At 63.8% G+C, this 19,031-nt stretch carries 17 protein-coding genes; 9 read left to right on the top strand and 8 right to left on the bottom strand.

Annotated features, from left to right (window positions below; genetic code table 11):
- Positions 1 to 58: 58 nt before the first annotated feature.
- Together ACIPZF_RS14460 and ACIPZF_RS14455 are read right to left on the bottom strand one after the other, a co-directional pair.
- Positions 59 to 691, bottom strand: coding sequence for a Pr6Pr family membrane protein (locus ACIPZF_RS14460; RefSeq protein ID WP_400800373.1), 633 nt, complete (start codon positions 689 to 691; stop codon positions 59 to 61).
- Between the two features lies 1 nt (position 692).
- Positions 693 to 914, bottom strand: a complete 222-nt coding sequence (locus ACIPZF_RS14455) for a VF530 family DNA-binding protein (RefSeq protein ID WP_095064225.1) — start codon at positions 912 to 914, stop codon at positions 693 to 695.
- Between the two features lie 166 nt (positions 915 to 1,080).
- Here ACIPZF_RS14455 and ACIPZF_RS14450 point away from each other — a divergent pair, with 166 nt between their 5' ends.
- The 7 genes from ACIPZF_RS14450 to cmoB all read left to right on the top strand — a co-directional run bounded on the left by ACIPZF_RS14450 (position 1,081) and on the right by cmoB (position 12,182).
- Entirely contained in the window at positions 1,081 to 3,126 is a 2,046-nt protein-coding gene (locus tag ACIPZF_RS14450) for a TonB-dependent receptor (protein WP_400800369.1), read from the top strand.
- 301 nt (positions 3,127 to 3,427) lie between these two features.
- Positions 3,428 to 4,765, top strand: coding sequence for a carbohydrate porin (locus tag ACIPZF_RS14445; protein ID WP_400800367.1), 1,338 nt, complete (start codon positions 3,428 to 3,430; stop codon positions 4,763 to 4,765).
- A gap of 28 nt (positions 4,766 to 4,793) precedes the next feature.
- A complete protein-coding gene (locus ACIPZF_RS14440) occupies positions 4,794 to 7,205 on the top strand; it encodes a glucose/quinate/shikimate family membrane-bound PQQ-dependent dehydrogenase (protein ID WP_400800364.1) in 2,412 nt (803 codons plus the stop codon).
- A gap of 212 nt (positions 7,206 to 7,417) precedes the next feature.
- Positions 7,418 to 9,844, top strand: a complete 2,427-nt coding sequence (lon, locus tag ACIPZF_RS14435) for an endopeptidase La (RefSeq protein WP_400800361.1) — start codon at positions 7,418 to 7,420, stop codon at positions 9,842 to 9,844.
- A gap of 159 nt (positions 9,845 to 10,003) precedes the next feature.
- Entirely contained in the window at positions 10,004 to 10,396 is a 393-nt protein-coding gene (locus ACIPZF_RS14430) for a protease inhibitor I42 family protein (protein WP_400800359.1), read from the top strand.
- Between the two features lie 89 nt (positions 10,397 to 10,485).
- Positions 10,486 to 11,229 (top strand): carboxy-S-adenosyl-L-methionine synthase CmoA, encoded by a 744-nt coding sequence (gene cmoA / locus ACIPZF_RS14425; RefSeq protein ID WP_400800356.1) that lies wholly within the window; start codon positions 10,486 to 10,488, stop codon positions 11,227 to 11,229.
- On the top strand, positions 11,226 to 12,182 hold the full coding sequence (gene cmoB / locus ACIPZF_RS14420; protein ID WP_400800353.1) for a tRNA 5-methoxyuridine(34)/uridine 5-oxyacetic acid(34) synthase CmoB: 957 nt from the start codon (positions 11,226 to 11,228) through the stop codon (positions 12,180 to 12,182). The genes cmoA and cmoB overlap by 4 nt, the downstream gene beginning before the upstream one ends.
- A gap of 28 nt (positions 12,183 to 12,210) precedes the next feature.
- On the opposite strand, the gene ACIPZF_RS14415 is transcribed toward cmoB, so the two are convergent.
- Positions 12,211 to 12,405, bottom strand: coding sequence for a hypothetical protein (locus tag ACIPZF_RS14415; RefSeq protein ID WP_400800350.1), 195 nt, complete (start codon positions 12,403 to 12,405; stop codon positions 12,211 to 12,213).
- A 322-nt stretch (positions 12,406 to 12,727) separates the two neighbouring features.
- Between ACIPZF_RS14415 and ACIPZF_RS14410 the strand changes: the two genes are divergently transcribed.
- Positions 12,728 to 13,402, top strand: a complete 675-nt coding sequence (locus ACIPZF_RS14410) for a heavy metal response regulator transcription factor (protein ID WP_400800347.1) — start codon at positions 12,728 to 12,730, stop codon at positions 13,400 to 13,402.
- Entirely contained in the window at positions 13,399 to 14,781 is a 1,383-nt protein-coding gene (locus ACIPZF_RS14405; protein WP_400800344.1) for a heavy metal sensor histidine kinase, read from the top strand. The genes ACIPZF_RS14410 and ACIPZF_RS14405 overlap by 4 nt, the downstream gene beginning before the upstream one ends.
- Before the next feature lie 11 nt (positions 14,782 to 14,792).
- On the opposite strand, the gene pdxJ is transcribed toward ACIPZF_RS14405, so the two are convergent.
- The 5 genes from pdxJ to lepB form a co-directional block, all read right to left on the bottom strand.
- Positions 14,793 to 15,515: a pyridoxine 5'-phosphate synthase gene (gene pdxJ / locus ACIPZF_RS14400; protein WP_400800598.1), complete on the bottom strand. Its 723-nt coding sequence runs from the start codon at positions 15,513 to 15,515 to the stop codon at positions 14,793 to 14,795.
- Positions 15,516 to 15,576: 61 nt separating this feature from the next.
- The gene (recO, locus tag ACIPZF_RS14395) at positions 15,577 to 16,260 is read right to left on the bottom strand and encodes a DNA repair protein RecO (RefSeq protein WP_400800341.1); all 684 of its coding nucleotides are present in this window, start codon (positions 16,258 to 16,260) and stop codon (positions 15,577 to 15,579) included.
- Between the two features lie 171 nt (positions 16,261 to 16,431).
- Positions 16,432 to 17,334: a GTPase Era gene (gene era, locus ACIPZF_RS14390; RefSeq protein WP_400800338.1), complete on the bottom strand. Its 903-nt coding sequence runs from the start codon at positions 17,332 to 17,334 to the stop codon at positions 16,432 to 16,434.
- Positions 17,327 to 18,016, bottom strand: coding sequence for a ribonuclease III (gene rnc, locus ACIPZF_RS14385; RefSeq protein ID WP_400800335.1), 690 nt, complete (start codon positions 18,014 to 18,016; stop codon positions 17,327 to 17,329). Before rnc ends, era begins: the two co-directional genes overlap by 8 nt.
- 160 nt (positions 18,017 to 18,176) lie before the next feature.
- A complete protein-coding gene (gene lepB / locus ACIPZF_RS14380) occupies positions 18,177 to 19,031 on the bottom strand; it encodes a signal peptidase I (RefSeq protein WP_400800332.1) in 855 nt (284 codons plus the stop codon).

Raw genomic sequence — 19,031 nt, 5'->3', positions numbered from 1 at the left:
TCAGGTTCAGCGAGGTACCTGTGGGAGCGGGCTTGTCCCGCGAAGAGGCAGGCACAGGCTAAACCAGCCGCCGCCCTTGCCACCGATCCAGCCCCAACAGCACCAACCCAATCCCCCAGAACCCCGCCAGCACCCCCAGCGCATTGAGCATCACCTGCCCATACCCCAAACTCGCCACGTCGATGAACGGATAGGCATACACGCCAATCTCGCTCCCCCGCCACAGCGCGTACGCAAAGTACACCGCCGGGTACAGTGCCCAGACCGCCAGGTGCCAGAGCCGCAGATACCCCTTGGGCACCGCGAACCACCAGTACAGCACGTACAGCGCAGGCATCACATCGTGCAGCAACTCATCCGCCAGCCACTGCCACCCCTGCGGCTGCCACAGGTGACGCAGCAACACGCTGTAGGCCAGCGCCACCAACACGATGCTGGCGGCTACCGCTGAACTCACCGACGGCAACAGGAAAAAGCGCTTGGCACGCGATTCGCGCCCAAAGGCCGCATAGCTGAGTACCGTCGCCACCAGGGTATTGGTCAGCACCGTGAAATAACCGAACACATTGATCAGCCCGCCGATCAGGCTGGCCTGTTCCTGCCAGCGCGCCATCAGCACCAGGTAGATCTGCACCGTCAAGCCCAGCCAGCCGAGCACGGCGGCCAGGGTCAGCCAGGGATGACGCGTCATCTCAGGCGTTGCGCTGCAGCTTCACATACAGCTGCTCGACCTTCTCCCGCGCCCAGGGCGTCTTGCGCAGGAAGGTCAGGCTCGACTTGATGGTCGGGTTGCTTTTGAAGCAGCGCACATCGACCCGCTCGGCCAGGCCCTGCCATTGGTAGTGCGCCACCAGCTCGGTGAGGATCTGTTCGAGGGTCTTGCCGTGCAGCGCGTTGTGTTGGGCAGTGCTCATGCCTGTGCTCCAGCGTTGGAAAGATGCGCACCTTACACGAGTGTAGTGGCGAAGAGACGCAGTACCCCATGACAAAAACCGCTGGCAATCGACGAAAGCCCTGTGCTGAAATAGTGATGTTATACAGTAACGATAAAAAGCCTCTGCCAAGGACCGTCACTTCCCCATGTTGTGCTCATCACTGCGCCTCTCCCCCCTCGCCGTCGCCCTCTGGTTGGCTTCATCGCCCAGCCAGGCCGTGGAACTCGAACCCCAGGTCATCACCGCCAACCCGCTGGGCAATCGCCAGCTGGCCGCCCCGAGTACCGTGCTCGAAGGTGACGACCTGCTGCAACAGCAGCATGGCAGCCTCGGTGAAACCCTCAATAAACAGCCAGGTGTGGCCTCTACCTGGTTCGGCCCCGGCGCCAGCCGCCCGGTAATCCGTGGCCTGGATGGCGACCGTATCCGCATTTTGCGCAACGGCGTCGGCGCCCTGGATGCCTCGGCGCTTTCCTACGACCACGCCGTACCATTGGACCCGGTCACCGTCGAGCGCGTCGAAATCGTCCGAGGCCCGGCCGCCCTGCTGTACGGCGGCAATGCCATCGGTGGCGTGGTCAACACGTTCGACAACCGCATCCCCGATGCACCGATCGAGGGTATCCACGGCGCGGGCGAACTGCGCTATGGCGGCGCCGACACTACACGCAGCAGCGCCGGCAAGCTGGAAGCCGGCGACGGCACCTTCGCCCTGCACCTGGATGCCAACAGCCGCCAGTTCAACGACCTGCGCATCCCCGGCTATGCCCGCAGTTCCAAAGTGCGTGACGCCGACGAACCCGGCAGCAAGCACCGCCTGGAGAACAGCGACGGTCGCCAGGATGGCGGCGCCATTGGCGGTTCCTACCATTGGGATCACGGCTATGCGGGTCTCTCCTACAGCCGTTACGACAGCAACTACGGTTCGGTGGCCGAATCCGGCGTGCGCCTGGACATGAAACAGGATCACTACGCGTTCGCTTCCGAGTTGCGTGATCTCGACGGCCCGTTCAGCTCGGTCAAGGTCGATGCTGGCTACACCGATTACGAGCACAGCGAGATTGAAGAAGGCGAAGTGCATACCACCTTCAAGAACAAAGGCTATGAGGCGCGCATCGAAGCCCGACACCAGCCGCTCGGCCCGCTGGAGGGTGTGATTGGTGCGCAGGTCAGCCGCAACGAGTTTTCGGCGCTGGGTGAAGAAGCCTTCGTACCGCACACCGATACCGACAGCCTGGCGCTGTTCATGCTCGAGCAATGGCAGGCCACCGAGCGCCTCAACCTGAGCCTCGGTGCGCGCCTGGAACATACCCGCGTCGATCCGGATGCCAAGGGCAACGAGAATTTCGTCGACGCCGACAGCGCCAGCAGCTTCAACGCCTTCAGCCTGTCATCCGGCGCCGTCTACCAGCTCGATCCGGTATGGGCGCTGGCCGCCAACCTTGGCTACACCGAACGTGCGCCGACGTTCTACGAGCTGTACGCCAACGGCGCCCACGTCGCCACCGGGGCTTACGAAGTGGGCGATGCCAGCCTGAACAAAGAGAAAGCCATCTCCGCCGACCTGGCCTTGCGCTTCGACAACGGCACCCACAAGGGCAGTGTCGGGGTGTTTTACAGCCACTTCCGCAATTACATCGGGCTGATCGGCACGGGCAACCTGCGCGAAGGGCATGACCACGACCATGGTGACGAGGATCACGACCACGATCATGACGACGGCGGCTTCCCCGAGTATCAGTACCAGGGCGTACGGGCACGCTTCTACGGCATCGAAGCCCAGGACCGCTGGCAACTGGTCGAAAACCGCTACGGCAGCTTTGCCCTGGAGCTGTCGGGTGACTACACCCGGGCCAAGAACCTCGACAGCGGCGAGCCGTTGCCACGCATTGCACCGCTGCGGCTGAACAGCGGGCTGGTCTGGGAGCTGGACCGCTGGCAGGCCCGGGTGGATGTGCAGCATGCGGCGTCGCAACATCGCAAGCCGGACAATGAAACCAGTACCGATGGCTATACCACGCTGGGCGCGAGTGTCGGCTACAAGTTCGACATCGGCCAGAGCCAGTGGCTGGCGTTCGTGCGCGGGGAGAACCTGACGGATCAGACGGTGCGCTATGCCAGTTCGATTTTGCGGGATATTGCGCCAGCGCCAGGGCGGAGCGTTGAGGTAGGGTTGCGCACGACCTTCTGATCGAAAATAGCCACCTTGTGGGAGCGGCTTCAGCCGCGATGCAGGCACTGCGGTGGATGGCACCGGCTTCGCCGGTGTTCGCGGCTGAAGCCGCTCCCACCGTTCACATCAAATCCACATTGTTGCCCATTCGGTAATAATCACCTGCGACAATTTGTCTTTTTTTCTTACAAATTCCCCTATATCCTCCCCGCCGCAAGCTGAATCGCTTCACTCCCCTATCCCGGTCGCCATTTCCATCGAAGAGCCCGCTCATCGGTGCGCTTGCCGTTTTTCAATAATCAAAAGATAGCGCTATCTCATGCTTAGAACCCGCTACACCGGCCCTGCCCTGATTGCCCTCGCCACCAGCCTGTCACCTGGCGTCAGCGCCAGCGACATGTTCGCCAGCGACTCCCCCTGGATGCTCGGCGACTGGAGCGGCACCCGCAGCGAGCTGCTGGAAAAAGGCTACGACTTCACCTTCGGCTACACCGGCGAGATGGGCAGCAACCTGCACGGCGGTTACGACCACGACCGCACTGCGCGCTACAGCGACCAGTTCACCTATGGCAGCCACCTGGACCTGGAAAAAATCCTCGGCTGGCACGACACCGAGCTGCAACTGACCATCACCGAACGCCACGGCGACAACATCAGCAACGACCGCATCAACGACCCGCGCGTCGGCGGTTTCACCTCCGCCCAGGAAGTCTGGGGCCGCGGCGAAACCTGGCGGCTGACGCAGATGTGGATCAAGCAGAAGTACTTCGATGGCGCCCTGGACGTGAAATTCGGCCGCTTCGGCGAGGGTGAGGACTTCAACAGCTTCCCTTGCGACTTCCAGAACCTGGCCTTCTGCGGCTCGCAAGTGGGCAACTGGGTCGGTGGCATCTGGTACAACTGGCCAGTCAGCCAGTGGGCGCTGCGCGTGCGCTACAACCTCAACGATGCGCTTTATGCCCAGGTCGGCGTGTTCGAACAGAACCCCTCCAACCTCGAATCCGGCAACGGTTTCAAGCTCAGCGGCAGCGGCACCCAGGGCGCGGTGATGCCGATCGAACTGGTCTGGAGCCCGCGGGTCAATGGCTTGAAAGGGGAATATCGCGCCGGCTACTACTACAGTAATGCCAAGGCACAGGACGTTCTAAAGGACAGCAACGGCCAGCCGGCTGCCATCAGTGGCGCCGCCTACCGCAGCAGTTCGAGCAAGCACGGCCTGTGGTTCGGCGCCCAGCAACAGGTCACCTCGCTTGCCTCCGACCAGTCGCGCGGCCTGAGCCTTTTCGCCAACGCCACGGTGCACGACAAGAAGACCAATGCCATCGACAACTATGTGCAGGCAGGACTGGTATACAAGGGCCCCTTCGACGCCCGCGCCAAGGACGACATCGGGTTCGCCCTCGCCCGCGTGCACGTCAACCCCGGCTACCGCAAGAACGCCCGCCTGGCCAACCAGGCCGCAGGCCTCTACGACTATGACAATCCCGGTTTCCTCCCTGTACAGGACACCGAATACAGCGCCGAGCTGTATTACGGCATTCACCTGGCCGACTGGCTCACGGTACGCCCGAACCTGCAGTACATCCGCCATCCGGGCGGGGTGTCGCAGGTCGACGATGCCCTGGTCGGCGGCCTGAAGATCCAAAGCACTTTCTGACAACCATTCACCTAACGGAGAACATACGATGAGCACTGACGGTGCCAAGAATGGAAGCCGCTGGCTACCGCGCCTGCTGGGCGTGTTGCTGTTGCTGATGGGCCTGGCCCTGCTGGCGGGCGGCATCAAGCTGAGCCAGTTGGGCGGGTCGCTGTATTACCTGATCGCCGGCATCGGCTTCGCCCTGTCGGGCGTCCTGCTGCTGGCCCAGCGCCGCCTGGCCCTGGGCCTGTACGGCCTGGTGCTGCTGGGCAGCACCGCGTGGGCGCTGCTGGAAGTGGGCCTGGACTGGTGGCAACTGGTGCCACGCCTGGCCATCTGGTTCGCCATCGGCGTGGTGTTGCTGCTGCCGTGGGCGCGTCGCCCGCTGACCGGGCCGGCCAACAAGGCCAATATGGCCCTGCTCAGCGTTGCCGTAGTGGCCTCCGGCGCCTGCGCGCTGGGTAGCCAGTTCACCCACCCGGGTGAAGTGTTCGGCGAACTGGGCCGCGACAACAGCGAAATGGGCAGCGCCGCCCCGGCCATGCCGGACGGTGACTGGCAAGCCTATGGCCGCACCGAACACGGCGACCGTTATTCGCCGCTGCGCCAGATCACCGCGCAGAATGCTTACCGCCTGGAAGAAGCCTGGCGCATTCGCACCGGTGACCTGCCCACCGACAACGACCCGGTTGAACTGACCAACGAAAACACCCCGCTGAAGGCCAACGGCATGCTGTACGCCTGCACCGCCCACAGCAAGGTGCTGGCCCTGGACCCGGACACCGGCGCCGAGATCTGGCGCTACGACCCGCAGATCAAGACCCCAGTCGGCACGTTCAAGGGCTTTGCCCACATGACCTGCCGCGGCGTCTCGTACTACGACGAGAACAGCTACGTCAGCCGTGACGGCAGCCCCGCGCCGAAAGTCTCCGATGCAGGCCAGGCCGTCGCCCAGGCCTGCCCGCGCCGCCTCTACCTGCCGACCGCCGACGCTCGCCTGATCGCCATCAACGCCGACAACGGCAAAGTCTGCGAAGGCTTCGCCAACCAGGGCGCGATCGACCTGACCACCGGTATCGGCCCATTCACTGCCGGCGGTTACTACTCCACCTCGCCCGTGGCGGTCACCCGCAGCCTGGTGATCATCGGCGGCCATGTCACCGACAACGAATCGACCAACGAGCCATCCGGCGTGATCCGCGCCTACGACGTGCACGACGGCCACCTGGTGTGGAACTGGGACAGCAACAACCCGGACGACACCAAGCCACTGGCACCAGGCAAGACCTACAGCCGCAACTCGGCCAACATGTGGTCGCTGGCCAGCGTCGATGAAGACCTGGGCATGGTCTACCTGCCGCTGGGCAACCAGACCCCTGACCAGTACGGCGCCAACCGCACCCCAGGCGCCGAGAAGTACAGCGCTGGCGTGGTCGCCCTGGACCTTGCCACCGGCAAGGCGCGCTGGAACTACCAGTTCACCCACCACGACCTGTGGGACATGGACGTCGGCAGCCAGCCAACCCTGGTGCATCTGAAGACCAAGGACGACGTCAAGCCCGCGATCATCGTGCCGACCAAGCAGGGCAGCCTGTATGTGCTCGACCGCCGCGACGGCACGCCGATCGTGCCGATCCGCGAGATCCCGGTGCCGCAGGGCGCGGTGAAGGGTGACCACACCGCACCGACCCAGGCCCGCTCCGACCTCAACCTGCTCGGCCCGGACCTGACCGAACAGTCCATGTGGGGCGCCACGCCGTTCGACCAGATGCTGTGCCGTATCCAGTTCCGCGAACTGCGTTACGAAGGCCAGTACACCCCGCCGTCCGAGCAGGGCTCGCTGGTCTACCCGGGCAACGTCGGCGTGTTCAACTGGGGCGGCGTCTCGGTCGACCCGGTGCGCCAGCTGCTGTTCACCTCGCCCAACTACATGGCCTTCGTGTCGAAGATGGTGCCCCGTGAGCAAGTGGCCGCCGGCAGCAAGCGCGAAAGCGAGACCAGCGGCGTGCAGCCGAACACCGGCGCGCCTTACGCGGTGATCATGCACCCGTTCATGTCACCGCTGGGCGTACCGTGCCAGGCACCAGCCTGGGGCTACGTGGCAGCCATCGACCTGTTCACCAACAAAGTGGTATGGAAGCGCAAGAACGGCACCACCCATGACAGCACGCCGGTGCCGATCGGCCTGCCCGTCGGCGTACCGAGCATGGGCGGTTCGATCGTCACTGCCGGTGGCGTCGGCTTCCTCAGCGGCACCCTCGACCAGTACCTGCGCGCCTATGACGTGAACGACGGCAAGGAACTGTGGAAAGCCCGCCTGCCAGCGGGAGGCCAGGCCACACCAATGACCTACAGCGGCAAGGACGGCAAGCAGTATGTGCTGATCGTCGCCGGTGGCCATGGCTCGCTGGGTACCAAGATGGGCGATTACATCATCGCTTACAAACTCGCCGACTAAGCTTCAATTGCGGCGGCGCCCCTGCCGCCGCGTTCGCGGGCAAGCCCGCTCCCACAGGTACAGTGCCACATTCGAGAATGGCGCTGTACTTGTGGGAGCGGGCTTGCCCGCGAAGAGGCCAGCAAGAACACCACCCTCCTCCCTTCGTCTACCATTGAAACCCATCCCCTCGCGCCCCATCTAAGCACCATAGTCATTCACGCAGGTGCCCCATGAGCGACCAGCAGGATTTCCCGGAACAACCCGACGAACACAGCGAAGTCGAACACCTCGATGCCCAGGCCGAAGCCGGCCACGGCCACGCCCTTGCCCTGCCCGGCCAGCAGTTGCCGGACAAGGTCTACGTGATCCCGATCCACAATCGCCCATTCTTCCCGGCCCAGGTGCTGCCGGTCATCGTCAACGAAGAGCCGTGGGCTGAAACCCTCGACCTGGTGGCCAAGACCCCGGACCATTGCCTGGCGCTGTTCTTCATGGACACCCCGCCGGAAGACCATCGCCACTTCGACACCTCGGCACTGCCGGAGTATGGCACCCTGGTCAAGGTCCACCATGCCAGCCGCGAAAACGGCAAGCTGCAGTTCGTTGCCCAGGGCCTGACCCGCGTACGCATCCGCACCTGGCTCAAGCACCATCGCCCGCCCTACCTGGTTGAAGTCGAATACCCACGCCAGCCGGCCGAGCCGACCGATGAGGTCAAGGCCTACGGCATGGCCCTGATCAACGCGATCAAGGAACTCCTGCCGCTCAACCCGCTGTACAGCGAAGAGCTGAAGAATTACCTCAACCGCTTCAGCCCCAACGACCCGTCCCCGCTCACCGACTTTGCCGCCGCGCTCACCTCGGCCACTGGCAACCAGCTGCAGGAAGTGCTCGACTGCGTACCCATGCTCAAGCGCATGGAGAAAGTCCTGCCGATGCTGCGCAAGGAAGTCGAAGTCGCGCGCCTGCAGAACGAGATCTCGGCCGAGGTCAACCGGCAGATCGGCGAGCACCAGCGCGAGTTCTTCCTCAAAGAGCAGCTCAAGGTCATCCAGCAGGAGCTGGGCCTGACCAAGGACGACCGCAGCGCCGACCTCGAACAGTTCGAACAGCGCCTGCAAGGCAAGACCCTGCCGGCGCAGGCCAAAAAGCGCATCGATGAAGAAATGGCCAAGCTGGCCATCCTCGAGACCGGCTCGCCGGAATATGCCGTGACGCGCAACTACCTGGAATGGGCCAGCGCCCTGCCCTGGGGCGTGTACGGCAAGGACAAGCTCGACCTCAAGCACGCGCGCAAGGTGCTCGACCAGCACCACGCCGGCCTGGACGACATCAAGGAACGCATCCTCGAATTCCTCGCCGTGGGCGCCTGGAAAGGCGAGATCAGCGGCTCGATCGTGTTGCTGGTGGGCCCGCCCGGCGTGGGCAAGACCAGCATCGGCAAGTCCATCGCCGAATCCCTGGGCCGGCCGTTCTACCGTTTCAGTGTCGGCGGCATGCGTGACGAAGCAGAGATCAAGGGCCACCGCCGCACCTACATCGGCGCCCAGCCGGGCAAGCTGGTGCAGGCGCTGAAGGACGTCGAGGTGATGAACCCGGTGATCATGCTCGACGAGATCGACAAGATGGGCCAGAGCTACCAGGGCGACCCGGCCTCGGCGCTGCTGGAAACTCTCGACCCCGAGCAGAACGTCGACTTCCTCGACCACTACCTGGACTTGCGCCTTGACCTGTCCAAAGTGCTGTTCGTGTGCACCGCCAACACCCTGGATTCCATCCCTGGCCCGTTGCTCGACCGGATGGAAGTGATCCGCCTGTCCGGTTATATCACCGAAGAAAAACTGGCCATCGCCAAGCGCCACCTGTGGCCCAAGCAGCTGGAAAAGGCCGGTGTGGCCAAGACCAGCCTGAGCATCAGCGACAGCGCTCTGCGCCTGGTGATCGAGGGTTACGCCCGCGAAGCCGGCGTGCGCCAGCTGGAAAAACAACTGGGCAAACTGGTGCGCAAGGCCGTGGTCAAGCTGCTCGAAAGCCCGGATGCCAAGCTGAAGATCGGCCCAAAGGATCTGGAGGCCTCACTCGGCATGCCGGTATTCCGCAGTGAGCAGGTGCTCGCTGGCAAAGGGGTGATCACAGGCCTTGCCTGGACCAGCATGGGCGGTGCGACATTGCCGATCGAAGCCACCCGCATTCATACCCTGAACCGCGGCTTCAAGCTGACAGGCAAGCTGGGTGACGTGATGAAGGAATCCGCCGAGATCGCCTACAGCTACGTGAGCTCCAACCTCAAGCAGTTTGGCGGTGATCCGGGCTTCTTCAACGAAGCGTTCATTCACCTGCACGTACCCGAAGGTGCCACACCCAAGGACGGCCCGAGTGCTGGCATCACCATGGCCAGTGCCCTGCTTTCGCTGGCCCGCGACCAGGCGCCGAAGAAAGGCGTGGCCATGACCGGCGAGTTGACCCTTACCGGGCAGGTGCTGCCGATTGGCGGGGTGCGTGAGAAGGTCATCGCGGCGCGTCGGCAGAAGATCTTCGAGCTGATTCTGCCGGAGCCGAATCGCGGCGATTTCGAAGAGTTGCCGGAGTACTTGCGTGAGGGGCTGACGGTGCACTTTGCCAAGCGCTTTGCCGACGTGGCCAAAGTCCTGTTCTAACCCATACCGGCCCTTTCGCGGGGCAAGCCCGCTCCCACAATACTGCGGCGTTGTGCAGTATCTGTGGGAGCGGGCTTGCCCGCGAAAGGGCCGGCACTGACCACACAAAACCCGACTTCTTCGGTTATCCTCAGGCCATCGCCCGCCTCTGGAGCCACCATGACTGCCCCTCGTCTGCTCGTTCCCCTGAGCCTCGCCCTGCTCACCGCCTGCGCCCAGCACCCGCGTGAACCCGTCGAACTCGACGCCGAAAGCGAGTGCCCGCAGCGCCTGCAGGTCGGTCAGCCACTCACCCTGACCCTGCCCAGCAACCCCACCACCGGCTACCGCTGGCTGGTGCAGAATCCCGCCTCGAACGTCCTGCGCAGCCTCGGCCCCGAGGTGTACAGCGCCCCGGAGGACGCGGGTATCGTCGGAAGCGCGGGCATCTCCACCTGGCGCTTCGAGGGACGTGCGGCCGGCGAAGGGCACCTGGTGCTGGTCTACCAGCAGCCCTGGGCGCCGGAAGTGCGCCCGGTGCAGACCTTCGATTGCGCCGTGCGAGTTGAATGAGCGCAAAGCGCTGGTCAGCCAATCATGCATCCTTGCCGCGGTTTGGCTAGAATGCCGGCCCTGCCTCTTATCAGCCGCCTGGATTCACCGTGAGCAAACAGCCCGACCGCCTTTTCGCCCAGCCTCTGGAGCAAGTCCCCGACTTCGTGTTCAACGAAGACGTGGTGCGCGTGTTCCCGGACATGATCAAGCGCTCGGTGCCCGGTTATCCGACCATCGTCGAGAACCTCGGCGTGCTCGCGGCGCGCTTCGCCCAGCCGAACACCGCGCTGTACGACCTCGGCGCCTCGCTGGGCGCTGTCACCCAGTCGTTGCGCCGCCATGTGCGCAGTGATGGCTGTCGGGTGATCGCCGTGGACAATTCCGCCGCCATGGTCGAGCGCTGCCGCCAGTACCTCAACGCGCAGGACTCGATGTTCCAGGAACTGTTGCCGGTGCAAGTGCTGGAAGCCGACATCCTCACCCTGCCCTTCGAGCCCGCCTCGGTGGTGGCGATGAACTTCACCTTGCAGTTCATCGCCCCCGAGCAACGCCTGGCGCTGCTGGGCCGCATCCGTCAGGCCCTGCTGCCCGGTGGCGCGCTGATCCTCTCGGAAAAACTGCGCTTTGCCGATGACGAGGAGCAGACCCTGCTCAACGAACTGCACCTGGACTTCAAACGAGCCAACGGCTACAGCGAACTGGAGATCGCCCAGAAGCGCAGCGCCATCGAAAACGTGATGAAGCCAGACACCCTGCAAGCCCACACCGAGCGCCTGCGCGCCGCGGGTTTCAGCAAGGTGGTGCCGTGGTTCCAATGCCTTAATTTCACCTCGCTGATAGCCCTGCCATGATCGATCTGTCCCCTCTCGTCCGCCGCCTGGCGGGCACGCCCCTGGCTTCCTGGTCGCAAGGCCTGCAAGCCCAACTGGACGCCAAGCTGGAAAAAGGCCATGGCGACCTCGATCGCTGGCGCGGCGCCCTCGATGCCCTGCCGGCATTGCAACCCAGCGAAATCGACCTGGTCGACGGCTTGCGCCTCGACTGTGACTGCGACGACGCCACCCGTGAGCAGATGCGCCAAGGCTTGATGGGCCTGTCGCCCTGGCGCAAGGGGCCGTTCGATCTGTTCGGCGTGCACGTGGACACCGAATGGCGCTCGGACTGGAAATGGTCGCGGGTCGGCCCGCATCTGGACCTCAAGGGCAAGCGCGTGCTCGACGTCGGTTGCGGCAACGGCTACTACCAGTGGCGGATGCTCGGCGCCGGCGCCGACATGGTAATCGGCGTCGACCCCAATTGGCTGTTCTTCTGCCAGTTCCAGGCGGTGCAGCAGTACTTGCCCGACCTGCCCGCCTGGCACCTGCCGTTTGCGCTGGAAGAGCTGCCGGCCAACCTGGAAGGCTTCGACACGGTGTTTTCCATGGGTGTGTTCTACCACCGTCGCTCGCCCATCGAGCATCTGCTGGCGCTCAAGGACTGCCTGGTCAAAGGCGGCGAGCTGGTGTTGGAGACCTTGGTGATCGAAGGCGACGAAAACCAGGTGCTGGTGCCAGAGGACCGGTACGCACAGATGCGTAACGTCTGGTATCTGCCCTCGGTACCTGCGCTGGAACGCTGGCTGCGGCGCGCTGGCTTCAGCGACGTGCGCTGCGTTGACGTCAGCGTGACCAGCCTCGAAGAGCAGCGCAGCACCGAGTGGATGCGCTACCAGTCGCTTGGCGACTTCCTCGACCCGAACGACTCGAGCAAGACCGTCGAAGGCCTCCCCGCCCCGCGCCGCGCCACGCTGCTGGCACGCAAATAAAAAAGGCGCCCGTCTGGGCGCCTGAATGCTAGTCCTTGGCCAGCTTGCGGGCCTTCTCTTGCGCCTCGCGCTGTGCAATCGCTTGCTTGTCACCGTGCAAACGTTCCTGGTCCTGGCGGAACGCTTCCCAAAATTGCCGGGAACGTTCGGCGCCACCTTCGGCGTAGACACTGGCGCTGCCCAGGGCGAGGATCGCCAGCAGCAGGTATTTGCTCAGGTTCATCAGGTTTGCCTCGTGATAACCGATCAGATGCGGGCATCCTAGCAAGGCTTAGCTAACGCCAAGGTGAGGTGGGAATTACAGTCCTGCAATGTGCTGGCCCTTTCGCGGGACAAGCCCGCTCCCACAGTCTTGCGGTGTTGCGCAGTATCTGTGGGAGCGGGCTTGCCCCGCGAAGAGGCCCGCATGAACAGCCAGATAACACCAGGATTACAAATCCGTTATCTGCGCCGCTCAGCTTTTCTCATCCAGTAACATGCAGCCGCTTGACCCTGACACCACTACAGGGTCAAAAATCGCCCCTCCTCAACTTCCCGAGCCCCCCATGCGCCTATTGATCATTGAGGACGAACTGCGTACCGCCGACTATTTGCAGCAAGGCCTGCGCGAAAACGGCTACGTTGTGGACTGCGCTCACACCGGCACCGATGGCCTGCACCTGGCTCGCCAGCAGGCGTACGACCTGGTCATCCTCGACGTCAACCTGCCCGAACTCGATGGCTGGGCCGTGCTGCAACGGCTGCGCGCAGAATCGGCCACCCGCATCATGATGCTCACCGCCCACGGTCGCCTCGCCGACCGGGTCAAAGGGCTGGACCTGGGTGCCGACGATTACCTGCTCAAGCCATTCGAGTTTCCCGAGCTGCTGGCGCGCATTCGCACCCTGCTGCGGCGTAACGACCAGCAGCTGCAGCCCAGCACCCTGCGCGTCGCCGACCTGGAACTGGACCCCGGCCGCCACCGCGCCTACCGCGCCGGGCAGCGGATCGACCTGACCGCCAAGGAGTTCGCCCTGCTGCACCTGCTGATGCGTCAAAGCGGTGAAGTCCTGTCGCGTACCCAGATCATTTCCCTGGTGTGGGACATGAACTTCGATTGCGACACCAACGTGGTCGAAGTGTCGATCCGCCGCCTGCGCGCGAAGATCGACGACCCCTTCGAAGACAAGCTCATCCACACCCTGCGCGGCGTTGGTTATGTGCTGGAAGCGCGCGCGTGAAGCAGTCCAGCCTGTCCGTTCGCCTGGGCTTGAGCGTGACCCTGATGGGCGCGGCATTGGTGTTGTTGCTGGCCTGCCTGGCGGTAGTCGCCCTCGAGCATGAACTGGACAGCCGCGCACGCAAGGACCTGGCACGCAAGATGTTGCAGGTGGAGCACAACCTGCGGGTCGACCTGCGCACTGAAGACCTGGGCGCGCGCGCCCACCCACTGCTCGACCTGGTGATGGGCCACGACAACCTCAGCCTCACCGTGTTGGCACTCGAAGGCCGCCACCCGCACCTGCTCAGCCTCGGCCCGCCTCTGGAGTCGCAGGTGGGCGAGCTGCGCACCGAGGCGCGCCTGGGCTACCACGAATGGCGTGACAGCGCTGGCAAACAGATCCTCACCGCGACACGCCTGATGCGCCTGCGTGACGACACCCCGGTGCGGGTGATGATGTCGCTCGACCGTGCCGACGACAGCGCCCTGCTCCAGGCTTACCTGCGCTCGACCTTGCTCGCCCTGCCGCTGCTGCTGGTATTGATCGGCGCAGGCGCATGGTGGCTGATGCACCGAGGCCTGAAGCCGCTGCGACACTTCCGGCGCATCGCCGGAAGAGTGTCGGCGCAGGACCTGCAGCACCGCTTGCCCGACACTGGGCTGCCGCTGGAGCTCGCCGAGTTGGCGCGCAGCATCAACGTGATGCTTGACCGACTGGACCAGGGTGTACGTCAGTTGTCACAGTTCTCCGACGACCTCGCCCATGAGCTGCGCACGCCCTTGAGCAATCTGATGGGCAAGGCCCAAGTGACCCTGGCCCGCGAGCGGGAGAGTGAAAATTACCGCGAGGTACTCGAAGACAGCATCGAGGAACTGACCCGGCTCAACCGCATCATCAACGACATGCTGTTCCTGGCCCAGGTCAGCCAGCCACAGGCGCAGGTGACACTCAAGCCGCTGGGGCTGGCGGATGAGGCCGAGCAGGTGCTGGAGTGGTTTGCTTTCAGTGCCGAGCACAAAGGGCTGACACTTCGGTTACAGGGTTGGGGCACGGCGTTGGCGGACAGGCTGATGTTCCAGCGCGCGTTGTCGAACCTGCTGAGCAATGCCATTCGGCACAGTCCGGACGACCAGGCGGTCAGCGTGGGCATCGAACGCCATGGCAACGAGGTCTGGCTTTGGGTGGCCAACCAGGGGCCGGGAGTCGCCGAGGAACATCTGCCGCAGCTGTTCGAACGGTTCTACCGGGCCGGGTCGGGACGGTCCCGGCTGGAAGGCGGGACCGGGCTTGGGTTGGCAATCGTGAAGTCGATCATGCAGCTGCATGGCGGGCGGGTCGAGGTCCGCAGCAGCCCCACCGGGCCAACCCGATTCAGCCTGGTTTTCCAGGCTGAATAAGGCTCGCCGGGTCAGCGCGAAGCAGCGACGATCAGCGCCTTCATCTCGGCCACCGCCGCCTTGAAGCCGACGAACAGCGCATGGGCCACCAGCGCATGGCCGATGTTCAGCTCATTGATGCCTTTGATTGCCGCCACCGCCTCGACGTTGTGGTAGTGCAAGCCATGCCCGGCATTGACGATCAGCCCCTGGCCAATGCCGAAGGCGACACCATCGGCGACACGCTTGAGCTCTTCGGCCACTTCAGTGGGGGTTTCGGCGTCGGCATAGCGGCCAGTATGCAACTCGATGGCGGGCGCACCGACACGGCGCGAAGCTTCGATCTGGCGTTCGTCCGCGTCGATGAACAGCGACACTTCAGCGCCAGTGCGTGACAGGCGCTCCACCGCTGCCTTGATCCGCGCCTCCTGCCCTGCCACATCCAGGCCACCCTCGGTGGTCAGCTCCTGGCGTGTTTCCGGCACCAGGCAGATGTGCGCCGGGCGGATCTTCTCGGCGAAGGCCATCATCTCTTCGGTAACGCCCATTTCGAAGTTCATGCGCGTTTGCAGCACGTCCTTGAGCACCAGAATGTCGCGCTCCTGGATGTGTCGGCGGTCTTCGCGCAAGTGCACGGTGATGCCATCGGCGCCGGCTTCCTCGGCGTCCAGCGCTGCTTTGACAGGGTCGGGGTAGCGTGTGCCGCGGGCCTGGCGCAGGGTCGCCACGTGGTCGATGTTGACGCCGAGAAGCATGCGGTTGCTGTGAGTCACGAAAGGCTCTCCTGAAGGTTTAGCCCCACAGCATACGACGTGCTCAGCGCTTGCGAAACAGTTCCCGGCTGACCAGCGGTTTTGGCCCCAGATGTACCGCCAGAGCCTGGCGCATCAGACGCTTGGCTGCGAGCAGAGCGCCAGGCGCCTCCCACTCGGCCTTCGCCAAGGCCAACAGTTCGCTACCGTTGAACAGGCCTGGTTGCACCAGCTGGACGCGCTCAAGGCCGGCATCGACCCGCAAGCGGTACAGCCCGTCGGCTTCGATGGGCTGGTCATTGACGTCGTGGTCCAGCGCGAAGGCGTACCCGAGGTCCTCCAGCAGGCGCCACTCGAAGGAGCGCAACAGCGGTTCGAGCGGGCGCCCGGCCGCCAGGGCTTGCAAGGTCAGGGCGTAATGTTCGAAGAGCTCGGGTTGCGGTGCTTCGGCGGGCAGCAGGCGCATCAGCAGTTCGTTGAGGTACAGCCCACTGAACAGCGCATCGCCGTGCAGCCAGGCCGCGATACCAACGCTGTCCATTCGCCCGACGTTTTTCAGCTCACCGCGCCCGCGCAGCTCCACTTCCAGCGGCACGAAGGGCCGCACCAGGCTGCCGCCTTTGCCACGTGCGCGGCGCAACACTGCGCGCAAGCGGCCCTGCGGCGTGAAGAAGTCCACCAGCGCGCTGGTTTCCTTGTAAGCACGGCTGTGCAGCACGTAGGCCGGCTGGCCGACAGGTTGTTCCATGAGCGATCACTCAGCCGCAGATCGAGATACATCCTGTGGGAGCGGGCTTGCCCCGCGAAGAGGCCAGCCCAGACACTAGGAGTGTATGGCACAGGCTTCGCCCGTGTTCGCGGGGCAAGCCGGATCGCCGGACCGCCGCTCCCACAAGGACAGTGCCGGCTTCCAGGAGGATTACAGGTCGCCGTAGCCCAGCGAACGCAGCGCGCGCTCGTCGTCGGACCAGCCGCCCTTGACCTTGACCCACAGGTTGAGCATGACCTTGGCGTCGAACAGGGTTTCCATGTCCTTGCGCGCGTCGGAGCCGATGCGTTTGATGCGCTCGCCCTTGTCGCCAATGATGATTTTCTTCTGGCCGTCACGCTCGACCAGGATCAACGCATGGATGTGCAGCACATGGCCCTGCTGCTTGAACTCTTCGATTTCCACGGTGATCTGGTATGGCAGCTCCGCTCCGAGCTGGCGCATGATCTTCTCACGGACCAGCTCAGCGGCCAGGAAGCGGCTGCTGCGGTCGGTGATCTGGTCTTCCGGGAAGAAGTGCTCGTTTTCCGGCAGGTGCTTGGCGATCAAGCCCTCCAGCGATTCGAGGTTGTGCCCCTGCTGGGCGGAGATCGGCACCACTTCGGCATTCGGCAATTGCTCCTGCAGCCATTTCAGGTGCGGGATCAGCTCGGCCTTCTCTTCCATGCGGTCGGTCTTGTTGACCGCTATGATCAGCGGGCCGGTCACATATTGGACGCGCTCGAGCACCAGCTGGTCCTCGTCGGTCCAGCGGGTACGGTCGACCACGAAGATCACCACATCGACGTCCTTCAGGGCCGCCGAGGCATTGCGGTTCATGTAGCGGTTCAAGGCCTTGTCGTTGGCCTTGTGCATGCCGGGGGTATCGACATAGATCGCCTGCACATCACCTTCGGTCTTGATGCCGAGCATGTTGTGGCGAGTGGTCTGCGGCTTGCGCGAAGTGATCGCCAGCTTCTGACCGAGGATGTGGTTGAGCAAGGTCGACTTGCCCACGTTCGGGCGGCCGACGATGGCCACGTAACCGCAGCGGGTCGGATTGTTCTCAGTCATTGCCATTCTCCACGCCCAGGGCGATCAATGCAGCGGCGGCGGCGACTTGCTCGGCAATACGCCGGCTCACGCCCTGGCCACGGCTCTTGTTGTTCAGCAGCACCACTTCGCATTCGACGAAGAAGGTACGGCAGTGCGGTTCGCCCTGGATGTCGACCACCTCGTAACGAGGCAGCTCACAGCTACGCGACTGCAGGTACTCCTGCAGGCGGGTTTTCGGGTCTTTGTTGGTGTCGACCAAGGTCAGGCTTTCGAACTCGTCGGTCAGCCAGGCCAGCACGCGCTCGCGGGCGGTCTGCATGTCGGCGTCCAGGTAGATGGCACCGATCAGTGCTTCGAGGGCATCGGCCAGGATCGACTCACGACGGAAACCGCCGCTCTTCAGTTCACCGGAACCCAGGCGCAGATACTCGCCCAGGTCGAAACCACGCGCCAGGCGGGCCAGGGTCTCGCCCTTGACCAGGCGCGCGCGCAGGCGCGACAGCTGGCCTTCGCGGGCCTGCGGGAAGCGCTCGAACAGCGCCTCGCCGGCGACGAAGTTGAGAATGGCATCACCGAGAAACTCCAGGCGCTCGTTGTTGCGCCCGGCGTAGCTGCGGTGGGTCAGGGCCAGCACCATCTGGTCCTGGTCCTTGAAGGTGTAGCCGAGCTTGCGCTCGAGACGGGCAAGGGAAGCACTCATGCAGCCACCCGTTGGTTGTTCAACGCGTTGTTCAAATCAACTTCCTGAAAGACTGTTTGGCTGTGATCCGCTGCGGCGAGCAACGAAACTCTCGATCCCTGAGAACACAGCCTATGTCAGAAATGCATTCGGCGCTGTCTGTGAACAGCGCCGATGGGTATCAATGGATCAGGCCGACCCGCGACAAGTTGGGCATGTGGCTGAGTTTCGGTTCTGGCCAGCTCATCCAGACCGCGAAGGCCTTGCCTACGATGTTGCGGTCCGGAACCATGCCGTGCAGTTCCTTGGGAATGTTCGGGTCATCCCAGTAACGGCTGTCGTTGGAGTTGTCGCGGTTGTCGCCCATCATGAAGTAATGGCCAGCCGGCACGGTCCATTGCTGGTCCGGCGGCATGCGGTAGCGGGTCATCTCCTTGCGGATCAGGTGCTCGGCCTCGCCCAGTTTTTCCTTGTACAGCTCGGCGCTGCCCAAGGTACCCGGCTCGGCGCCGACCAGTTGCTCGGCGATGGCCTGGCCATTGACGAACAGCCGCTTGTCGCTGGTGTAGCGAATCTGATCGCCCGGCAGGCCGACTACACGCTTGATGTAGTTGACGTTCGGGTCGCTCGGATAGCGGAACACCATTACATCGCCGCGTTGCGGGTCACCGACTTCGATGACCTTCTTGTCGATCACCGGCAGGCGGATGCCGTAGGAGAACTTGTTCACCAGGATGAAGTCGCCCACTTCCAGGGTCGGCTTCATCGAACCCGAAGGGATCTGGAACGGCTCGACCAGGAATGAACGCAACACCAGCACGATGAACAGCACCGGGAAGAACGACTTGCCGTATTCCACCAGCAGCGGCTCTTTGTTCAAGCGCTCGACCACAGCCATTTCGGGCTGGGTGACGCTCCCCTGGTAGTTGGCGATCGCCGCCCGCCGGCGCGGGGCCAGGAACAGCAGGTCGATCAAGCCCAACAGACCGCAAACGGCTACGGCGATGACTAGCAACAGCGGGAAATTTAGCGACAT

Source organism: Pseudomonas sp. NPDC089752 (assembly GCF_044748725.1).
Taxonomy (GTDB): Bacteria; Pseudomonadota; Gammaproteobacteria; order Pseudomonadales; family Pseudomonadaceae; genus Aquipseudomonas.
The sequence above is the reverse complement of the archived record's forward strand: the minus strand, read 5'-3'. Positions and strand labels throughout refer to the sequence as shown.

Coding starts and splice junctions, on each gene's coding strand:
- ACIPZF_RS14460 (WP_400800373.1), bottom strand. CDS start 691: ATGACGCGTCATCCCTGGCTGACCCTGGCCGCCGTGCTCGGCTGGCTG.
- ACIPZF_RS14455 (WP_095064225.1), bottom strand. CDS start 914: ATGAGCACTGCCCAACACAACGCGCTGCACGGCAAGACCCTCGAACAG.
- ACIPZF_RS14450 (WP_400800369.1), top strand. CDS start 1,081: ATGTTGTGCTCATCACTGCGCCTCTCCCCCCTCGCCGTCGCCCTCTGG.
- ACIPZF_RS14445 (WP_400800367.1), top strand. CDS start 3,428: ATGCTTAGAACCCGCTACACCGGCCCTGCCCTGATTGCCCTCGCCACC.
- ACIPZF_RS14440 (WP_400800364.1), top strand. CDS start 4,794: ATGAGCACTGACGGTGCCAAGAATGGAAGCCGCTGGCTACCGCGCCTG.
- lon (WP_400800361.1), top strand. CDS start 7,418: ATGAGCGACCAGCAGGATTTCCCGGAACAACCCGACGAACACAGCGAA.
- ACIPZF_RS14430 (WP_400800359.1), top strand. CDS start 10,004: ATGACTGCCCCTCGTCTGCTCGTTCCCCTGAGCCTCGCCCTGCTCACC.
- cmoB (WP_400800353.1), top strand. CDS start 11,226: ATGATCGATCTGTCCCCTCTCGTCCGCCGCCTGGCGGGCACGCCCCTG.
- ACIPZF_RS14415 (WP_400800350.1), bottom strand. CDS start 12,405: ATGAACCTGAGCAAATACCTGCTGCTGGCGATCCTCGCCCTGGGCAGC.
- ACIPZF_RS14410 (WP_400800347.1), top strand. CDS start 12,728: ATGCGCCTATTGATCATTGAGGACGAACTGCGTACCGCCGACTATTTG.
- pdxJ (WP_400800598.1), bottom strand. CDS start 15,515: ATGCTTCTCGGCGTCAACATCGACCACGTGGCGACCCTGCGCCAGGCC.
- recO (WP_400800341.1), bottom strand. CDS start 16,260: ATGGAACAACCTGTCGGCCAGCCGGCCTACGTGCTGCACAGCCGTGCT.
- era (WP_400800338.1), bottom strand. CDS start 17,334: ATGACTGAGAACAATCCGACCCGCTGCGGTTACGTGGCCATCGTCGGC.
- rnc (WP_400800335.1), bottom strand. CDS start 18,016: ATGAGTGCTTCCCTTGCCCGTCTCGAGCGCAAGCTCGGCTACACCTTC.
- lepB (WP_400800332.1), bottom strand. CDS start 19,031: ATGTCGCTAAATTTCCCGCTGTTGCTAGTCATCGCCGTAGCCGTTTGC.